General features: G+C 38.4%; 12 protein-coding genes. 6 read left to right on the forward strand and 6 right to left on the reverse strand.

The features are described 5' to 3' along the window. Positions 1–3: 3 nt before the first annotated feature. The 3 genes from H1R81_RS19005 to H1R81_RS19015 all read left to right on the forward strand — a co-directional run bounded on the left by H1R81_RS19005 (position 4) and on the right by H1R81_RS19015 (position 3,315). The gene (locus H1R81_RS19005) at positions 4–798 is read left to right on the forward strand and encodes a LexA family transcriptional regulator (RefSeq protein WP_181842336.1); all 795 of its coding nucleotides are present in this window, start codon (positions 4–6) and stop codon (positions 796–798) included. 129 nt (positions 799–927) lie between these two features. Further along, positions 928–1,110 carry a hypothetical protein gene (locus H1R81_RS19010; RefSeq protein ID WP_181842337.1) on the forward strand — a complete coding sequence of 61 codons (183 nt, stop codon included), beginning with the start codon at positions 928–930 and terminating at the stop codon, positions 1,108–1,110. 348 nt (positions 1,111–1,458) lie between these two features. Then, entirely contained in the window at positions 1,459–3,315 is a 1,857-nt protein-coding gene (locus tag H1R81_RS19015; protein ID WP_181842338.1) for a penicillin-binding transpeptidase domain-containing protein, read from the forward strand. A gap of 47 nt (positions 3,316–3,362) precedes the next feature. On the opposite strand, the gene H1R81_RS19020 is transcribed toward H1R81_RS19015, so the two are convergent. After that, a complete protein-coding gene (locus H1R81_RS19020; RefSeq protein ID WP_181842339.1) occupies positions 3,363–4,244 on the reverse strand; it encodes a PIG-L deacetylase family protein in 882 nt (293 codons plus the stop codon). Between the two features lie 102 nt (positions 4,245–4,346). On the opposite strand from H1R81_RS19020, the gene H1R81_RS19025 reads away from it, so the two are divergent. Both H1R81_RS19025 and H1R81_RS19030 read left to right on the forward strand, forming a co-directional pair. Beyond that, positions 4,347–5,060, forward strand: a complete 714-nt coding sequence (locus H1R81_RS19025; protein ID WP_181842340.1) for a carbohydrate-binding family 9-like protein — start codon at positions 4,347–4,349, stop codon at positions 5,058–5,060. A gap of 113 nt (positions 5,061–5,173) precedes the next feature. Continuing rightward, positions 5,174–5,680 (forward strand): hypothetical protein, encoded by a 507-nt coding sequence (locus H1R81_RS19030; RefSeq protein ID WP_181842341.1) that lies wholly within the window; start codon positions 5,174–5,176, stop codon positions 5,678–5,680. Between the two features lie 194 nt (positions 5,681–5,874). On the opposite strand, the gene H1R81_RS19035 is transcribed toward H1R81_RS19030, so the two are convergent. Both H1R81_RS19035 and dinB read right to left on the reverse strand, forming a co-directional pair. Continuing rightward, entirely contained in the window at positions 5,875–8,862 is a 2,988-nt protein-coding gene (locus H1R81_RS19035) for a DNA polymerase III subunit alpha (protein ID WP_181842342.1), read from the reverse strand. A gap of 26 nt (positions 8,863–8,888) precedes the next feature. Continuing rightward, complete coding sequence (gene dinB / locus H1R81_RS19040; protein WP_181842343.1) at positions 8,889–10,079, reverse strand: DNA polymerase IV; 1,191 nt, start codon at positions 10,077–10,079, stop codon at positions 8,889–8,891. Positions 10,080–10,170: 91 nt separating this feature from the next. Between dinB and H1R81_RS19045 the strand changes: the two genes are divergently transcribed. After that, on the forward strand, positions 10,171–10,971 hold the full coding sequence (locus H1R81_RS19045) for a LexA family transcriptional regulator (RefSeq protein ID WP_181842344.1): 801 nt from the start codon (positions 10,171–10,173) through the stop codon (positions 10,969–10,971). A 97-nt stretch (positions 10,972–11,068) separates the two neighbouring features. Here the strand turns inward: H1R81_RS19045 and H1R81_RS19050 are convergent, their stop codons facing one another. The 3 genes from H1R81_RS19050 to H1R81_RS19060 form a co-directional block, all read right to left on the reverse strand. After that, on the reverse strand, positions 11,069–14,392 hold the full coding sequence (locus tag H1R81_RS19050; RefSeq protein ID WP_181842594.1) for a ThuA domain-containing protein: 3,324 nt from the start codon (positions 14,390–14,392) through the stop codon (positions 11,069–11,071). A gap of 213 nt (positions 14,393–14,605) precedes the next feature. After that, positions 14,606–14,743, reverse strand: a complete 138-nt coding sequence (locus H1R81_RS19055) for a hypothetical protein (protein ID WP_181842345.1) — start codon at positions 14,741–14,743, stop codon at positions 14,606–14,608. 383 nt (positions 14,744–15,126) lie between these two features. Next, positions 15,127–16,617 (reverse strand): alpha/beta fold hydrolase, encoded by a 1,491-nt coding sequence (locus tag H1R81_RS19060; RefSeq protein WP_181842346.1) that lies wholly within the window; start codon positions 16,615–16,617, stop codon positions 15,127–15,129. Positions 16,618–16,729: the final 112 nt, after the last annotated feature.

Below are 16,729 nucleotides of genomic sequence, written 5' to 3' on the forward strand. Positions count from 1 at the left end.
ACAATGAAAAATAGTACAACTAAAACCTTACTTGCTTTTAATATTGCTCATTTGAGAAAATTAAAAGAATTGAGCCAGGGAGCTTTAGCAGAGGCATTAAGTGTCCCAAGAACCACATTAGGTTCATGGGAAGAAGGGAAATCATCTCCTACCATTGAGGGATTAACCGCCATAGCAAAGTTTTTTGAAGTGTCGATTGATACTTTGGTAACCGTAGACCTCACACAGGTAACAGACCTGAAAAGTCTGCTTGAAATAGGCGGTAAACGAGTATTGTTTCCGATAATGGTAGATAAACAAGGCAATGATATGATTGAGTTAGTGCCTGTAAAAGCATCAGCGGGGTATCTGACAGGTTACAATAATACTGAGTTTATTCAAGCTTTACCTCGTATTTCTTTGCCGTATATAGCCAACGGAAAATATAGGGGCTTTCCGATTATCGGAGACTCAATGCCTCCATTGGAAAAAGGAGCATTTGTAATAGGGAAATACCTGGAAAATCTCTCTGAGATAAAAGACGGTAAAACCTATGTTATACTCACCCAGAACGATGGGCTTGTTTATAAAAGAATACTCAAGTTTAATATGAAAGACAGGCATTTAATGCTCCATTCTGACAATACTTATTATATGCCATATAAACTACCCTTTGAAGAAATTTTTGAAATATGGGAGTTTGTCTGTAGCATCAATCCTACCGACAAACAACCGACTGATTTACTTTTTTCTGTCTTACAAAGTGTTCAGAGTATTCAACACGATGTACAGACGATTAAGTCAAACATGAAGTTGTAAGCTATATCGATAGTAAGGGACTCGAAAGCTGCTGTTTGATTATTAAAAAAGTAGTTTGAACTGGGTTAATCTGGTTCAAACTACTTCCCAAAACTTTTCCTGATAATTAACATTTAAAACAAACCTAAAATGCAAACCGCTAAATTTTTAAGTATGAGAATTTACGAATATATGGCTGAAGGAATCGACTTTAAGATGCACGATTTCCTCCCAGCCTCTAATAAAAAACAAGCCATGAAAAAGGTAAAGTCGACGATTGCCAAGATGGGCTATCAGAAACCTACCTCTTTAAATTTAATCCCAGTAAAATAAACAATAACTTATGATTGAATCCCCAGATATCCTTAGAAGAGTTGCCGTAGAGAAATAGCAAATCCACACAACACTTTTTAATTTCAGAATAATTTTGTCTCTCGCTGCTGCCCACTATTTCTCTCTGCTCTTCTGTTTTTTGCCTTTACAGGTTAATCTTTTACCTATATCTATTTACCGTAGTTTTGCATCTTTTGATGGTTCATTGTTGGTTTATACCCAAATAACCCTACAATGCTGTATATAAACGATTTACCAGTGGTTTAAAAATATTCTTATAGTTAATACAAGAAATTTAGCTAAAACTTAGTTAAATTCGTGTTGTGCTTTAACTAATGCTAATACAGGATGTTGGAAAATCGTAAACAAACTATTCTTTTTTTCTTCTTTACAATACTCATGATTTATGCCGTGAGGTTGCTATATCTGCAAGTAATTGATGAAAAATATCGCTCTTTAGGTTCTACCAATGCTATCAGGAGAGATGTACAGATTCCACTTCGTGGACAAATATATGATCGGAACAGCAAATTATTGGTAGCAAACGTAGAGGTTTATGATATGTATGTAACTCCTCGAAAAGTAAAACCCCTTGATACGCTTACTTTCTGCCGATTATTTGGTATTACTCGTCAATATTTTGATAGTACCATGCGCATAGCTAAAGAATATTCTGTCAATCGGGCATCTTTATTTTTGAGACAATTATCGAAAGAAGATTATGCCAAAGTTGCAGATGCAATGGTTAATTTTTCGGGTTTTCATTTTGAGCAATCTTTTTTCCGTACTTATCCTGCCCATACAATGGCCAATGCACTCGGCTATATTGGTGAGTTATCCAAAAAACAGTATGATGAGCAGGGAGAGGTAAAATATTATAGAAAAGGTGATTATGTCGGTTTGACAGGTCTTGAAAAAGAGTATGAAATGGACTTGCGCGGACAAAGAGGCATCAGGTTTACTATGGTAAATGTAAAAGGTGAAGACAAGGGTTCATATGGGAATGGACAGTTTGATACTTTGGCTGTAATTGGCAAAAACCTTTATTCAACCATCGATGTAGAGGTACAACAATTGGCCGATAGTCTTTTTCAGAATAAAGTAGGTGGAGTAGTAGCTATAGAACCTAATACAGGTGAAATTCTGACCTTGGGCTCGTATCCAACCTATGACCCTAATGAGCTTTCAGGCAGGCTTTTTTCTGCTAAGTTCAGAGAATTATCTTTAAACCCTGACAAGCCCCTGCTTAATCGGGTAACTAACTCTTTTTATCGTCCCGGCTCTACTTTCAAATTAGTACAATCTGCCGTTGCTTTGGAGTTGGGTGTCATTACGCCTACTACCTCATTTACAGGCTTCCCTTCTCCTATGGCTTGCCACGGGCACTCAGCTTTTCATACAGCCAACTTGCATAATGCCATTCAGAACTCCTGCAACCCTTATTTCTTCAATGTATTTAAGAAGATAATTGGAAACAATGATATTTCTAACCCTTTCATGTCAGCACGAGATGGGCTCGCAGTATGGCATACCATGATGGAAAAGTTTGGTTTTGGAATAAAACTGGGTATTGATTTACCAGGTGAAAAAGCTGGACTTTTACCAAGTGTAGAGCGTTATGATAAAGTATATGGAAAAAACCAGTGGAAATTTTCTAATATTTACTCACTAAGTATTGGTGAAGGAGAATTAGGGGTCAATGTATTGAAATTAGCTAATCTTTGCGCTGCTTTGGCTAATCGTGGTTATTGGATTACTCCCCACCTGGTGAAAGGTGTAGGCAAAACAAAAGGCGGTGTAAAACCAGATTTAGTTAAAGTACATAAAACCGATATTGAAGCCAGCTATTTTGAGCCTGTAGTTGATGGTATGTATGATGTGGTTGAACACGGTACAGGCCGTGTAGCTCGTCTGGAAGGTATTGAAGTATGTGGTAAAACAGGTACTTCACAAAACAAAAAAGGTGGTGACCACTCTCTTTTCATAGCCTTTGCTCCACGTGTCAATCCTAAGATTGCCATTGCTGTAGTAGTAGAGAATGGTATCTGGGGTGCAAGAGCTGCAGCTCCTATTGCAGCTTTATTAATAGAGAAGTATATTAAACGTGATATTAAACGTAAAGAATATGTAGAACAAATCATGAACAGCAGCTACCGGACAACCGCAAGCCGTGCGCAACAACCCGCAGGTACGCCGGAGAATTAATATTACAAATAAAAATGCCCTTCGGAAAGGGGCATTTTTATAATAACCTAGTTAGTAAATTTTAGCATCGGAAACAATCTTCTTATATCCTCATCGGTAGGTCTTGAGCCATACTCACATATTTCGAAAAACTCGGCATGTTTTACATTAGCTGCATAATTTTTACCATACCATTTTTCCAGTGAAATTCTTGCTTCTGCTGAGATAGGGACTGCTCTGGTTTTAGCCAACCACACCTTTTTTTCTGCATCAGTCTTAGGCACCTGGTCAAGATAGCCGCCAATCCAAGGTAACCATTCATATACTTGCGAAACATGGGCATCAAGTGCATATATTTTTTGTTCATACACAGCCGAAATATCTACTACCACATCAGGCCTGAAAGGATTTGGTCTTTGGAAATTGTCATGAAAATACAAAAAAACAGGGTTCTTTTTTAATGGTGGTGTATCTGCTGCTACATTAGGTACGCCTACCATATAGGCCGCGTCTTGCACTAATATACCTGTATATCTATGGTCAGGGTGATAATCGTTTGGTCTTGGGGCAATGACTATATCTGCACCCCATTCTCTGATTTTACGGATAAGCTGTAATCTCACATTCAGGTTAGGTAGTAACTCTCCATCATGATTATCTAATACATCATATTCAACACCAAATCTTTTGCCTGCTTCTTTGGCTTCGGCAAATCTTCTTTTGGCTAACATACCCCCACCTTCACTTTGGTGTCCGGCATCTCCATTGGTTACTGCCACAAATTTAACGGCATGTCCCATTTTTGAAAATAATATTCCAATTCCGCCTGCATCCAAATCGCAGTCGTCAGGGTGGGCACCAATCATAATAATTCTCAGGGGTTTCTGTGTTTGGCTATAAGCCATGGCACTTACCAGCAGAAAGGCCAGTAAAAATATACGTCTTAACATAGTTGTTTGTTTAAAGGGTTGAATTTGTTTAAATTACTGCTAAAAATATAATATTTTCGCATGGTTTACAATCTATTCAACATACAAAAAACATATATACGCATGAATAAATTCTATTCTCTTCTTTCGCTATTACTTCTATTAAGCATAAGTATCTGTTGCAAAGCACAACAGGGTTCTGATAATGGCAAATTGACGGTTCTGAAAACACCTGATTTTGATATTGATGGCAAGGGTACTAATCCTAATTGGGCTAAAACAGACTGGGTTTCCTTGCCACAAACAAGAAATGCAGGAAAGGCTTATACAACCGATACAAAAGTACTGTATTCGGACACAGGCATTTACTTCCTGTTTCATTGTCAGGACTCATTAATTACTTCAACTCTGAAAGAAGATTTTTCAAACTTGTATTTAGAAGACGTAGTAGAAGTATTTCTATGGACAGACGAAAGTATGCCTATCTATTTTGAATATGAGTTATCACCTTATAATTATGAATTACCTATTCTGGTGCCTAATACGAAAGGAACATTTTTAGGTTGGCGCCCCTGGCATTACGAAGGTGACAGAAAAACCCGCCACGCTGCTTATATTGAAACTAAAAATAAGATGATAGTAGGATGGAATGCCGAATTTTTTATTCCTTATACCTTACTGAAACCCCTGAACAATGTTCCTCCTAAAAAGAACACGCAATGGAGAGCTAATATGTACCGGATAGATTATGACAAGAAGAGTTCGGCGTGGTCATGGCAACTGACAAGAACCAATTTCCATGATTATGAGAAGTTTGGCACTTTCATATTTGACTGATATTATTATTCATTAACGATATTGTATAATAATCAGGAATTTTGTCTGGTTCTCAGATAGGATTATTCTTTTTCTTGAAAAATCTTTTACATTTGCCCAAAATAGAAACAGCAATGACTTTACAACAACTTTTTCAGCGAATTGGCGATAACCCGGGTTTCTTACTCTTCTATTTCCTGATTATTCCTGTAGCAGCCATTGTAGCTGGCTTTTTAGGTAAAGGTGAAGGACACCTTCCGCCCTGGAAATATCTCTATGCCACTCTGATTTATCTTGTTAGCGTACCAGGTATTTTTGCCGTAGCACTCAATATTTATTTCTTTCTGTTTCAAAAAGGCGACATCATGCAGACAGATGTGTATATGCAGATTTTGCCTATAGTTGTAATGCTCATTACTATATTCCTCATACGCAGAAACGTCGATCTCGCACTCATTCCGGGTTTTGATAAGATTTCTGGCCTATGGTTCATGCTCTTTGCCACTATGTTTCTCATGTGGCTCTTAGAGAAAATCCATATTGTTATTTTCTCGTATCTGCCTTTTCAATATTTATTAGGTATTTTTATGATACTTTTTGCTCTCATTTATATAGGCTGGCGACGTTTTGTAGCTAAATAAGGCTTCTCTTTCACTCTATAATAAACAAAGAGCAAAAGATTTTTTACAGGCTGAATAAAACTTTTGCTGATCATATATAATTAAGTCATTGCTTTTAGCCACACAACTATACAAAAAACCAGCTTATTTCAACAAATATCAAAAAACAATACTAATAGTTCTGTTTCCAAGCCGGGAGTCAGCAAATAGTGTATTTAATCATTTATCACAAATGCTAATGAAGCATCAGAAATAGGCTCCGATACACTACGAGGATCAGGTTTATATTCAACCTTTCTCATAGATTCAATGTTTATTGAGTAAAACCCGAAGTCTTCAACCACTTTGCCACTCAGATAGTATATCCCCGCCCCCCTCAATGGATACTTTTCTAAAGAGTAAGGAAAATGGACAGTATCGAAAAACTGGCCTGATAAATCATAGAAATAGCCAAAACCCATCAATTGTCCATTCTTTGTTCTGATAGATTTCCAGGTTACCAGATAGCCATACAAATTTATATTCTTGTCAAACATCTCATGCAGGTTATCTGAAGTAAGTGTACTTTCTAATGGTTCTCCACATAAATCAAATGGAGACCCGATGGTAAACTCCAGAAATTCTATTTCATCATAGATATCTTCCAGTGGGTCGAATGATAAAGCTGGCAGGTTTGTTTCAGGTTCAAGGTATTCAAACAAAGCTTCCTTGTAAACTGAAGGTTTAAAATTATTATGCAATAATAAATGCGCCTCCCATAACAATTCCTTTTTCGACACTCCAAAGTTTCTGAATGTCCCCAGTCTGATCAGAATAATGAGTTGATCAAGTCCTATCTCAATACGATGAGCAAAATCAGAAAATGACAAAAATCGACCATTTCGCTGCCTTTCATTCATTATTCTTTCCACAATTTTCACTTCAAGGCTCTTTACATGCACCCAACCAAGCCAGATAGTTTTTCCCTTAATGCTGGTAAGGAACTGACTCTCATTTATATCCGGTGCTTCAATCATTCCTCCTGAACGCTTGGCTTCATGAATATAAAATTCAGTCCGGTAGAATCCCCCAAAATTATTGATAACTGCTGTAATGAACTCCAAAGGGAAGTAGGTTTTCAAAAAAAGACTCTGGTAACTTTCAACGGCATAGGATGCTGAATGTGCCTTCGAAAAACTATATCCTGCAAAACTTTCTACCTGTCGCCAGACTTCTTTTGCCAGCTCATCGCTATACCCTTTTGCTTTACAATTGATAAACCATTTATCTACTATTTTTTCAAACTCTATCCTTGCCCTATATTTGCCTGACATAGCACGTCTGAGCATATCAGACTCTCCCAGAGTCATACCGGCAAATTCATGAGCCACCTTTATCACATCTTCCTGATAAATCATTACCCCATAAGTATCCTCTAGTAATTCTTTCATTTTTGGATGCAGGTAGTCAATATTATATGGATTATGATGACGTTCTATATAGGCTTTCATCATACCGCTACTTGCTACTCCGGGTCGTATGATAGAACTTGCCGCCACCAGCGTCAGGTAGTTGTCGCACCTGAGTTTCCACATCAATTGCCGCATAGCCGGAGATTCTATATAAAAACACCCCATAGTTTCATTGCTTTGTAGCTTTTTTCTTACACTTTCATCTTCTTTAAACTTTTCTACCTGATGAATATCAATATTAATATTATGGTTTTCGCGTACTATATCAACTGCCATTTTTATATGACCTAAACCTCGCTGAGACAATATGTCAAACTTCGAAAAGCCTATTTCTTCAGCTATATACATATCCCACTGGCATATAGGGAATCCTTTAGGCATAGGTTGCAAAGCCGTATAATTGTATAAAAGTTCATCTGAAACAAGAATCCCACCCGCGTGTATTGACAAGTTCTGAGGAAAATCGTCCATCAAGGGAGCATATTTCAGAATATACCTCATATATTCATTCTCCTGTGCCTTGTCGGGGTATCTCAGATAAGTATCTACTTCTGCTTTAGGTAAGCCAAAAACTTTCGCAAGCTCTCGTATGGCCGAATTACGCTGAAAAGTATTGTAGGTAGCCAGTAGGCAAACATATTCTTTTCCATATCTGGCAAAAAAATATTCAATAATTTCATTACGCTCATCCCAACTGAAATCTATGTCAAAATCAGGGGGTGAAGTTCTTTGTGGGTTTATAAATCTTTCGAAAAAGAGGTTTAACTCAATCGGATCAACATCTGTAATACCCATACAATAAGCCACTATTGAATTTGCCCCAGACCCCCTGCCTACATGAAAGTATCCTTTGTTTTTCGCATAATTGATCACATCCCAGGTCATAAGGAAGTACGCTTCAAAATTAAATTCTTTTATGATTTTCAGTTCTTTGTCTATCCGTTCAAGAACTTTCGTATTAGATATGTCGTATCTTTTAACTGCGCCATCAAGTGTAAGCTTACGAAGAAACTCAGCATCCCCCTCCTTGCTATGAGTATATACTCTCTTATTTTTATCTGCCTTAAAATCAAACTTAAAATTACAGGCAATCATAAGCGAGGCTGTATTTCTTAAGAAAAGGGGATAATTACTAAATTTCTCACCAAGAGTGAGCATATCTATAAATAACTCATCAGGATAAGCCTCTACACTCTTCGGTAATTTACTTAATAATACATTTTTACCGATGGCCCTCAGCAAACGGTGTAGGTTATAAGTAAGTTTATCATGAAAAGTAACGGAGTGCATAGCAAGAATCTTTTGAAAAGCGGCATGCTTCTGATATTTAAAAAGTTTAGTTAATTCCCAGAAATGTACCCCTATATATTCGTGTTCATCAAGAGTTGGGTTTGATTCAAAACAGGTAATCGGATAGATAGTAAAACTATTCTTAAAAGGCGGCGCTTTTTGCGGGAATGGCTTTTCTGATTCCAGATATTCAGATAAAAACTTATTGATTTCACATAATCCCTTCTGGTTTTTTGCCAATGCAATGTACTTCAAATCATCGCCATTCCTGAATTCCACACCAACAATGGGTATTATATCAACCTTTTCACATTCCTTTATAAAGTCAAATATGCCCGAAACATTATTAATATCGGTAAGGGCAAGCCTCTTGGATCCGGCAGCCTTGGCTTTGGCAACCAGGTCTTTTACACTAAGTGCTCCATAATTGAGACTAAAGTAACTATGGCAGTTTAGATACATTATAGTATAGATTTGGATATTGATAATTATTGAGTCAATGCTAAACTTTTCGTTTTATTGAGAGGCGGCTTACTTACTTGCATACCATTAGCTCTTCCTACTATCTTCTCACCATGTTTAAGCTTTACTTTATCCATAGCCTGATGTAGAGAGGCAAGTCGGGACGAATTATCAAACAGGTTTATTTGAGAATATCCCTGCACCAGTTTGCTCAGACGCACCCCTATCAACCTGATTAGTAATCGTTTATCATACAGATTATCAAACAAATCCATTACTTTTTCTATAATTATCTGATCATCGGAGGTATAAAAGACATGAGTTTGTCTGGTATAAGTATCAAAATTCGAGTACCGGATTTTGACAGTAATAGTCCCTGCACATTTTACCTGTTGTCGTAAATCAAAAGTCAGGCTTTCTACCATAAAGACTAATATTGATTTGAGCTTAACTGTATCAGTAGTATCTTTATCGAAAGTCATTTCCTTTGAGAAAGATTTCTGATCATGGTAAGGTACAATAGGTGTATCATCAATACCATTAGCCCGCTCCCAAAATAACTTGCCGTGCTTACCAAATACCGCCTCTAATAATTTCATTGGCATGGCAGCTAAAGTGCCAATATTTTGTATTCCCATTGTACGCAGTGTCTTGGCAGTAGTATCGCCAATCATAGGTAATTTATTAATGGATAACGGGTTTAAAAACGACCTTTCACAGCCTGTCAGTACTTGTAACTTCCCGTTAGGCTTGGCTTCATTGGTAGCTACTTTGCTGACTGTCTTGCTGGTACTAAGACCAAAGGTGATGTCAAGGTGAGTTTCCTTAGAAATCCTTGTTTTAATTTCTTTGGCCCATTTATAACAACCGAAGAACTTCTCCATACCTGTAAAATCGCAATAGAACTCATCAATACTGGCTTTTTCCAGTACAGGCACTGATTCGCTTATAATTTCGGTAACTGCATTAGAGTATTTTGTGTATGATTCATGATCTCCTTTCACAAAAATGGCATCAGGACATAAGCGTTTGGCCAGTTGCGACGACATGGCAGAGTGTATGCCAAACTTGCGGGCTTCATAACTGGCCGAAGCAACTACACCTCGCTCGCTTGAGCCACCTACAACAACAGGCTTACCAATAAGTGATGAGTTTTTCAATCGTTCGACAGAAACGAAAAAGGAATCGAGGTCATAGTGAACTATGGCTTTTTCCATAAGTGCAAAGATGTGGATAAATATTTTTTGGGATTCTGCAATAAATGTATGTACATTTTGTGTAGTATTGTCTCAACAAATTGTGTAGTTAATGGAAAATCAATTATTAAATCAGGTAAAAATAGCTCGGAACATTAAGTCATTAAGACTTGGAAGGGGATTAACGCAGGAGCAATTGGCCGAGGCACTTGCTATTCCGAGTACCCGCTATGCCAATTATGAGCAAGGTACAAGAGCGATTCCTATCGATACGTTGTCAGCCATCTCCTCTTATTTTCATATTGCTTTAGATGCCTTAGTGAAATCAGATTTAAGTAAGGTTGATTTGAAAGGTTTAATGAAAATAGGCGAAAACCGCTTGCTATTCCCTGTTCTGATTAAAGATGATGGGAAGGTTGAAAGCATTGAGGTAGTACCCGTAAAAGCTTCGGCCGGATATTTAAGTGGCTACGCAGACCCTGAATTTATAGAGACGCTTCCGAAGGCGTCTTTGCCGTTTATTGGCATTGGTACACACAGAGGTTTTCCACTTACCGGAGACTCCATGCTACCGATTCCCGACGGAGCTATTATTATAGGGAAGTTTATAGAAGAAATAGCTGATATAAAAAGCGGCCGGACATACATTGTGGTTTCAACCACAGGCATTGTTTATAAGCGGGTTTACACAAAAACAGAAGAAAATACCTTACTATTAGTTTCTGACAATAAGATTTATAGTCCTTATGAAATGCCCTTTGAAAATATTCTCGAATTATGGGAGTTCAGGTGCTTTATCAGTACGAAAGAGTATGCGGCTGATGAATATTCTTTAGAAAACCTTTTTCAGCAGATGCATGGTATTACCAAAGGGATTGAGGATATTAAACAGAAGATTGGTACTCAGACTTAGATTTTAAAAGTTTGTTTCAGACATACTTTTACTTAAATAATAAAAAGGTACTTATAGCTTAGCCATAAGTACCTTTTTATTATTTCTCCAACATCAATTAATCCACAAACTCAATAGTATTTACTGCAAATAGCGGTTTACCTTCCGGTTTAGGGTTTTTAAACACAAAATAGATATTTTGTTCTCCTGCAATATCAACCTTGATTTTCAATGGAGCCATACTTGATTCCTGTATGTCGCCTGTGCCTACTACTGTTCCGGTTGGTGAGCCTAATCTTACTTCCAGGCTACCTCCTACTGTCTGCCCTTTTTGCGAGAATGCACCAATAATAATGGTTTTAATGCCTGTCAGGTCAATGTTTTTGAAAGCGATATAACTGTCATTTTCAGAAGCTACTACTACTTCGCCACCCAATTGCTCCACATTAAACTTCGCAGCGCCTTTCGATTCGTCATAGGTAGCTGCTTTTAATTTAGGGCTACGCAAAGCCAAAGATTGGGTAGTAGTCAGTGGGCCGATTACTTTTCCACCTTTGTCAGTATAAGTAGCCTGAATAATGTAAGCTCCTTCTTTTTTACCTTTATGCGCTGCAGCATCATAAGCACCTGTAACAGGCTGCGAAGCCTTGCGGGTATCGTTCAAAGAAAGAATGTAATCAACCATGTCTCTTGCTTCTGACATAGGTATCTGCGGGTGAGCAGCCATCGCTTGTTCGCCCCATACACCACCCCCACCTTTGATTACCTTCTCAGCTAACTGGTTGATGGCCGTTTGACCACGTCGGTATTTCTTCGCTACATCCATATAAGCAGGCCCAATAGATTTTTTATCAATTGCATGGCAAGCCTTACAGTCACTTAAATCAATCAGACGTTTACCTGCGGCAAAGTTCATATTTTCTTTATGCCCCTGCTCCAGCATGGTTTTATCATACCCTTCTAAATAGTTGATATTTACTACTACATCTTCAGGGTCAATACCTTTGCTTAATGTACCATCTTCTTTATCAGTTACTTTTACGTCGTAATTAATTTTATCGTTATCAAAGAAGAAGGTTTTATTACCTTTCACGGATATATTTACAGTAGGCTCTGCATTTCCTACTTTAATAATACTCGTCTGTGACGATTTATTTCCGGCTGCATCTGTTACCGTCAGTACTACATTATATTCACCCGGTTTGGTAAAAGTAAACTTCGGATTCGCCTGTGTGCTTACAGGTAAACCTTTACCAAAATTCCAAGAGTATTTCAATGCATCTTTATCATAATCTAAAGTTCCGGCAGACGAGAAAGCTACTGCCAATGGAGCCGCCCCTGCTTTTTTATCAGCTGCCATCGTAATCACAGGTTTTCTATTGCCTGCATTATATTCAATTACTGATAAAGTAGCATCTTCGTTTTGCGCAAACCAGTTCATTCCATAATCTAACACAAACAAGCGACCGTCTTTAGAAAAAGCCATATCCATAGGGTGAGCAAATTTGGTGCTTGGCATAAAGCGCTCCATTCCCTGATAATTGCCTTCTTTATCCATACTTATCAGATAAATCCAGTCACGCATCCACTCATAGGCAAAGAATTTACCATCAAAATAACTTGGGAAACGCTTAGGATTATTAGTATAATCTTCTGAATAATAGACCGGACCTGCCATTGGATTGCAACCTCCTTTACCAAATTCAGGATATAGTTTTGATGGGCCATAGCCGTAGTAAATCCATGCTTTGGTAGCAGGCATCAATTCTCTTAGACCTGTATTATTAGGAGAGTCATTGATAGGTTTTGCCGGGTCATATTTCTCACCTGATTCTTTCCTGGCAAAATCGTAATGGTTATAGGCAAAGTTATCACCTGTGAAGATGGGCCAGCCGAAAAAGCCCGGTTTGCGTGCCTGATTAAACTCTACTATACCCTCCGGGCCACGATTAGGGTTGCCTTTACCAGCATCAGGGCCTACATCACCCCAGTATAAGTAGCCATTGCGTTTATCAACTGAAATTCTGTAGGGGTTTCTATGACCCATCGTATAGATTTCCGGACGGGTTTTCTCTGTTCCTGCCGGATATAGGTTACCTTCTGGGATGGTATAAGTGCCGTTATCCTGTGGTTTGATTCTTAATACTTTTCCACGTAAATCGTTGGTATTACCAGATGAGCGAAGCGCATCCCAGCCTTCACGACCCGGTTGAAAGTCGATTGGTGCATAGCCATCAGAAGCAAACGGGTTGGTATCATCGCCTGTTGAAAGGAAAAGATTGCCTTTACCATCCCAGTCGATTGAACCGCCTGTATGACAACATTCGTCACGTTTTACATATACACGCAACAATACCTTTTCTGACGACATTACAATCGTATCTTTCTTATCGTCATACTCAAATCTTGCCAGAAAATTATCTTTCGTTACTTCACGGGTTTCGTCTGGTGTATAGTACAGGTAAATCCAGTGATTTTTCTCATAATTCGGGTCAGCCCCGATACCCATCAAACCATATTCAAATTTAGTATAAACAGGCATTTGTCCGGCTACTTTCACTTTTTTAGTAGTCGGATTCCAGACTTTTAAAGCTCCTTTACGCTCCACAAAAAGTACCTTACCATTTGGTAAGACTGTTAATTCTGTTGGTTCATTTAAATTACTTGCCAGGGTAATACGCTCAAAACGATTTTCTTCTGGTGCACGTACCGAACGGGCTTTAGAATAATCCAGTTTAGTAGCCATTGCCCATTTCAACCCCTGCCAGTAATGCTCCATTATTAATGGCTCACTGAAAGTCTCAGGCGTATGGCCATAGTTTGTATAAAAAGCCTTACCCCCATCAAATTCATGATACCATGCCATTGGGTGAAAATCTCCCATTTTACCCATTTCATAGCTGCTTTCATCAACTCTTACTATAAATTTCAAGATGTCTTTTTTCAAAGACTTGAAATCATAAAACTCATCGGTTTTTTCAAAAGTATCAGGAAAATGCGCCGAAGCAGGGAATGTTTTATCAAGTGTAATCATTTTACCTTTTTGCACATTTGATACTCTTCCACCCGGGTGGCTGGCAAAATATCCGCCCATCAGATCGTTGTACCAGGGCCAGTTATATTCTGTATCAGAGGCTGCATGGATACCCACATAACCACCCCCTGCCTGAATATACCGCTCAAAATCAGCCTGTTGTGCCGGATTCAGCACATCTCCGGTAGTGCTTAAAAATACAACAGCGGCATAATTTTTCAGATTGGCTTCATTAAATTTTGAAGCATCAGTGGTGGTATCAACACCAATGGCTTGTTTTCTGCCCAATTCTATAAAAAACTGATTACCTTCTTTAATAGAATTATGGTGAAAACCCTTTGTTAAAGAAAAAACCAATATTCTTCTTTGCTGTGCAAACGAACTTACACTAACAAATAAGAGTAGCATTAAAAGGATAGGATTAAACTGTCTTTTCATTAGAATAACTAATATTTTGTATGAGTAACAAAGGTAATCAAAAACCAAAGAATAAGTGTCATATAGACATTAAAAAGTATTTTTTTGAGAATATATAGGAGGATTTTCCGAATAATATCTATTAACTGGTTGTCCGCAAACTATCATTGCCGTTAAAAAGGTTCCCACCATATTGGTAACCTTTTATGGGTTCGGTTGCGTGGTTGCTACGCTGATTTTCTGAAAACCTTCGATGTCCTCGTTCAAAAAGGTTCCCACCATATTGGTAACCTTTTCTTGTTCCTCTAACCCTGTATTCACTTTCTGTTTTTCTTCGGTCATGGCAATAGTTGTTATGCGACGGCTATTTGTGAATTGTAATCAGGTAAATTTCCGATTTTGGATTGTGTTTTCAAAGTGTCTGGGGAGGTTTCTGAGGAAATCAAACCTATGGTTGCGACAAATTACACTTTTTGGTTTAGTAGCTTCATATATCCCATAAATATGGACCTGTTTAAACTTTTTGTTTCATGCGAAATATGAGCGGTTGCTACCCAGTAAAATAGCCATTCGTAGTCAAAAGAAACAAGTTTAAACAGGTTTGCTATCCATATCACTGCTGATACATTATTTATTCCCTTTTTAACCCTATATGAATCTTAATGAATATTTAAAAGTCCTATCCGTATTTAGCTATAGAAACATAAGCCAGAAACTTCCTGACGTTAGAAGAACGGAACGAAACGAGGCCTGGGAAGGGAGATAGATGTTCTGCCAGGTTCTGTTTTTCTGAAAAACCGGATGATTTCCTGTTGAAGCTCGGCGCTGGTTAGCATGTCTTCATGAGCCGCATTTTCTACGTTTAGTTGCCTGGCTTTTGAAAACCACGGAAGCAATTCTTCCACATTAGAAACCGGCGTGTTGCTATCGAGTGTACCACTTATGAATAATGTCGACAGGTCACACTTGAAAGGGGAACGGAACGTTTCTCCAAGATCAATGTCTTGCCAGCCGCCATAAATGTCCGGGGTATTCATGCTGTTTCCCAGAATCGCAGTTTTTCCCTGATTCCTGATTTGGGCATATCTCTTGGGTGTTGCTCCTGATGCCTGACGCATAGCAGATATTCCTGAACCGTATCTTCCGTTAAACTGATTGAAACGCCTTTCAACATATCGCTGGAGTATTCGGTAGTCACCATGCTCCATCCCATATAACATGGCCGGAAAGTAAATAAAGTCATTACTGTCGCCAGCATCCAGTCTCAGAATCAGTTGAAGGCCAAATTTCCCGACAGGTATGTGTATGACCTTTTTTAACTTCTGGTCTTTTACCGGAATGACAACAGGATGTGCTGCAAGTTTTTTTAGCTGACTTTTCAAAAGTTCCATCATGTCAGGTACGTTGCCATTGATTACAGAATCCTGTGCCGCCAAAGCAGAGATGCGATTTAACTGTTTGTCATAGGTAAATGGCAGGTGGTGCATGTGATTTGGCCCTGATGTTCCTACCAAAATCATCTGGTCGATGGAGGAAGAATGTTCACGCGCTATAGCGAGTGCAAGATGAGTACCATAACTATAAGCAAGTAAGTTGAATTTCTCGGTCTTCAATGCAATCCGAAGGTCATTCAGGTCTTCGGCACTTTGAATAGTATTATATCCTTTAATATCGATTCCTTTTTTTTTGAAATCAGCGAGCCCAATAGCAGCTGCCTCGTTATGAAGTTTTATAGACCTTTTTTCATCCAGAAAAATATTTTTGTTATCCGCATCCGGTAACAGAAATCCCAGACCCGGTGTGGATCTGCCTGAACCGCGCTGATCCAGCAGAATAATGTCATGATCTTCCTGAAGGTTAAAAATAAGCACCTGAAAATATTCTTCCTGAATGTAACTGATTCCAGACTGGCCGGGTCCGCCTGACAAAAACAGGATTGGGAAGTTCGTGGTCGGTTTTTTGGCTTTCAACCTCAATACAGCGAGCTTGATGTCATGAGTGCCGGTGACTTTCCGGTTTTCAGGAACTTTCAGAAAACCGTACTCGTAAGTTATGCTGTCTCCAATAGAAGGTTTAAACTTCAATAGCTGGAAGTCAATATTTTTAGCTGCCGTTCCTTCAGATTGTGAATGAGCCAGTCCGAAGCAGCAAATCAATGTAATGATTAGTGCATACCTCCTATATTTGGCTTTCATAAATTTCGAGGGTTCAATCATAATAAGAATTCACCTATTTAATTGTGAGTTTAAACATCTTCGTGATATAATTCATGTAATCCAGAATTATAGAAAAAATTGCTCTCCACAAATATTGCGGATGGCATTAAGT

The organism is Emticicia sp. BO119 (assembly GCF_013912375.1).
Lineage (GTDB): Bacteria > Bacteroidota > Bacteroidia > Cytophagales > Spirosomataceae > Emticicia.

What these genes read in the sequence shown, in the direction of transcription:
- H1R81_RS19005 (WP_181842336.1), top strand. Translation starts at nt 4, where the DNA reads ATGAAAAATAGTACAACTAAAACCTTACTTGCTTTTAATATTGCTCAT.
- H1R81_RS19010 (WP_181842337.1), top strand. Translation starts at nt 928, where the DNA reads ATGCAAACCGCTAAATTTTTAAGTATGAGAATTTACGAATATATGGCT.
- H1R81_RS19015 (WP_181842338.1), top strand. Translation starts at nt 1,459, where the DNA reads ATGTTGGAAAATCGTAAACAAACTATTCTTTTTTTCTTCTTTACAATA.
- H1R81_RS19020 (WP_181842339.1), bottom strand. Translation starts at nt 4,244, where the DNA reads ATGTTAAGACGTATATTTTTACTGGCCTTTCTGCTGGTAAGTGCCATG.
- H1R81_RS19025 (WP_181842340.1), top strand. Translation starts at nt 4,347, where the DNA reads ATGAATAAATTCTATTCTCTTCTTTCGCTATTACTTCTATTAAGCATA.
- H1R81_RS19030 (WP_181842341.1), top strand. Translation starts at nt 5,174, where the DNA reads ATGACTTTACAACAACTTTTTCAGCGAATTGGCGATAACCCGGGTTTC.
- H1R81_RS19035 (WP_181842342.1), bottom strand. Translation starts at nt 8,862, where the DNA reads ATGTATCTAAACTGCCATAGTTACTTTAGTCTCAATTATGGAGCACTT.
- dinB (WP_181842343.1), bottom strand. Translation starts at nt 10,079, where the DNA reads ATGGAAAAAGCCATAGTTCACTATGACCTCGATTCCTTTTTCGTTTCT.
- H1R81_RS19045 (WP_181842344.1), top strand. Translation starts at nt 10,171, where the DNA reads ATGGAAAATCAATTATTAAATCAGGTAAAAATAGCTCGGAACATTAAG.
- H1R81_RS19050 (WP_181842594.1), bottom strand. Translation starts at nt 14,392, where the DNA reads ATGCTACTCTTATTTGTTAGTGTAAGTTCGTTTGCACAGCAAAGAAGA.
- H1R81_RS19055 (WP_181842345.1), bottom strand. Translation starts at nt 14,743, where the DNA reads ATGACCGAAGAAAAACAGAAAGTGAATACAGGGTTAGAGGAACAAGAA.
- H1R81_RS19060 (WP_181842346.1), bottom strand. Translation starts at nt 16,617, where the DNA reads ATGATTGAACCCTCGAAATTTATGAAAGCCAAATATAGGAGGTATGCA.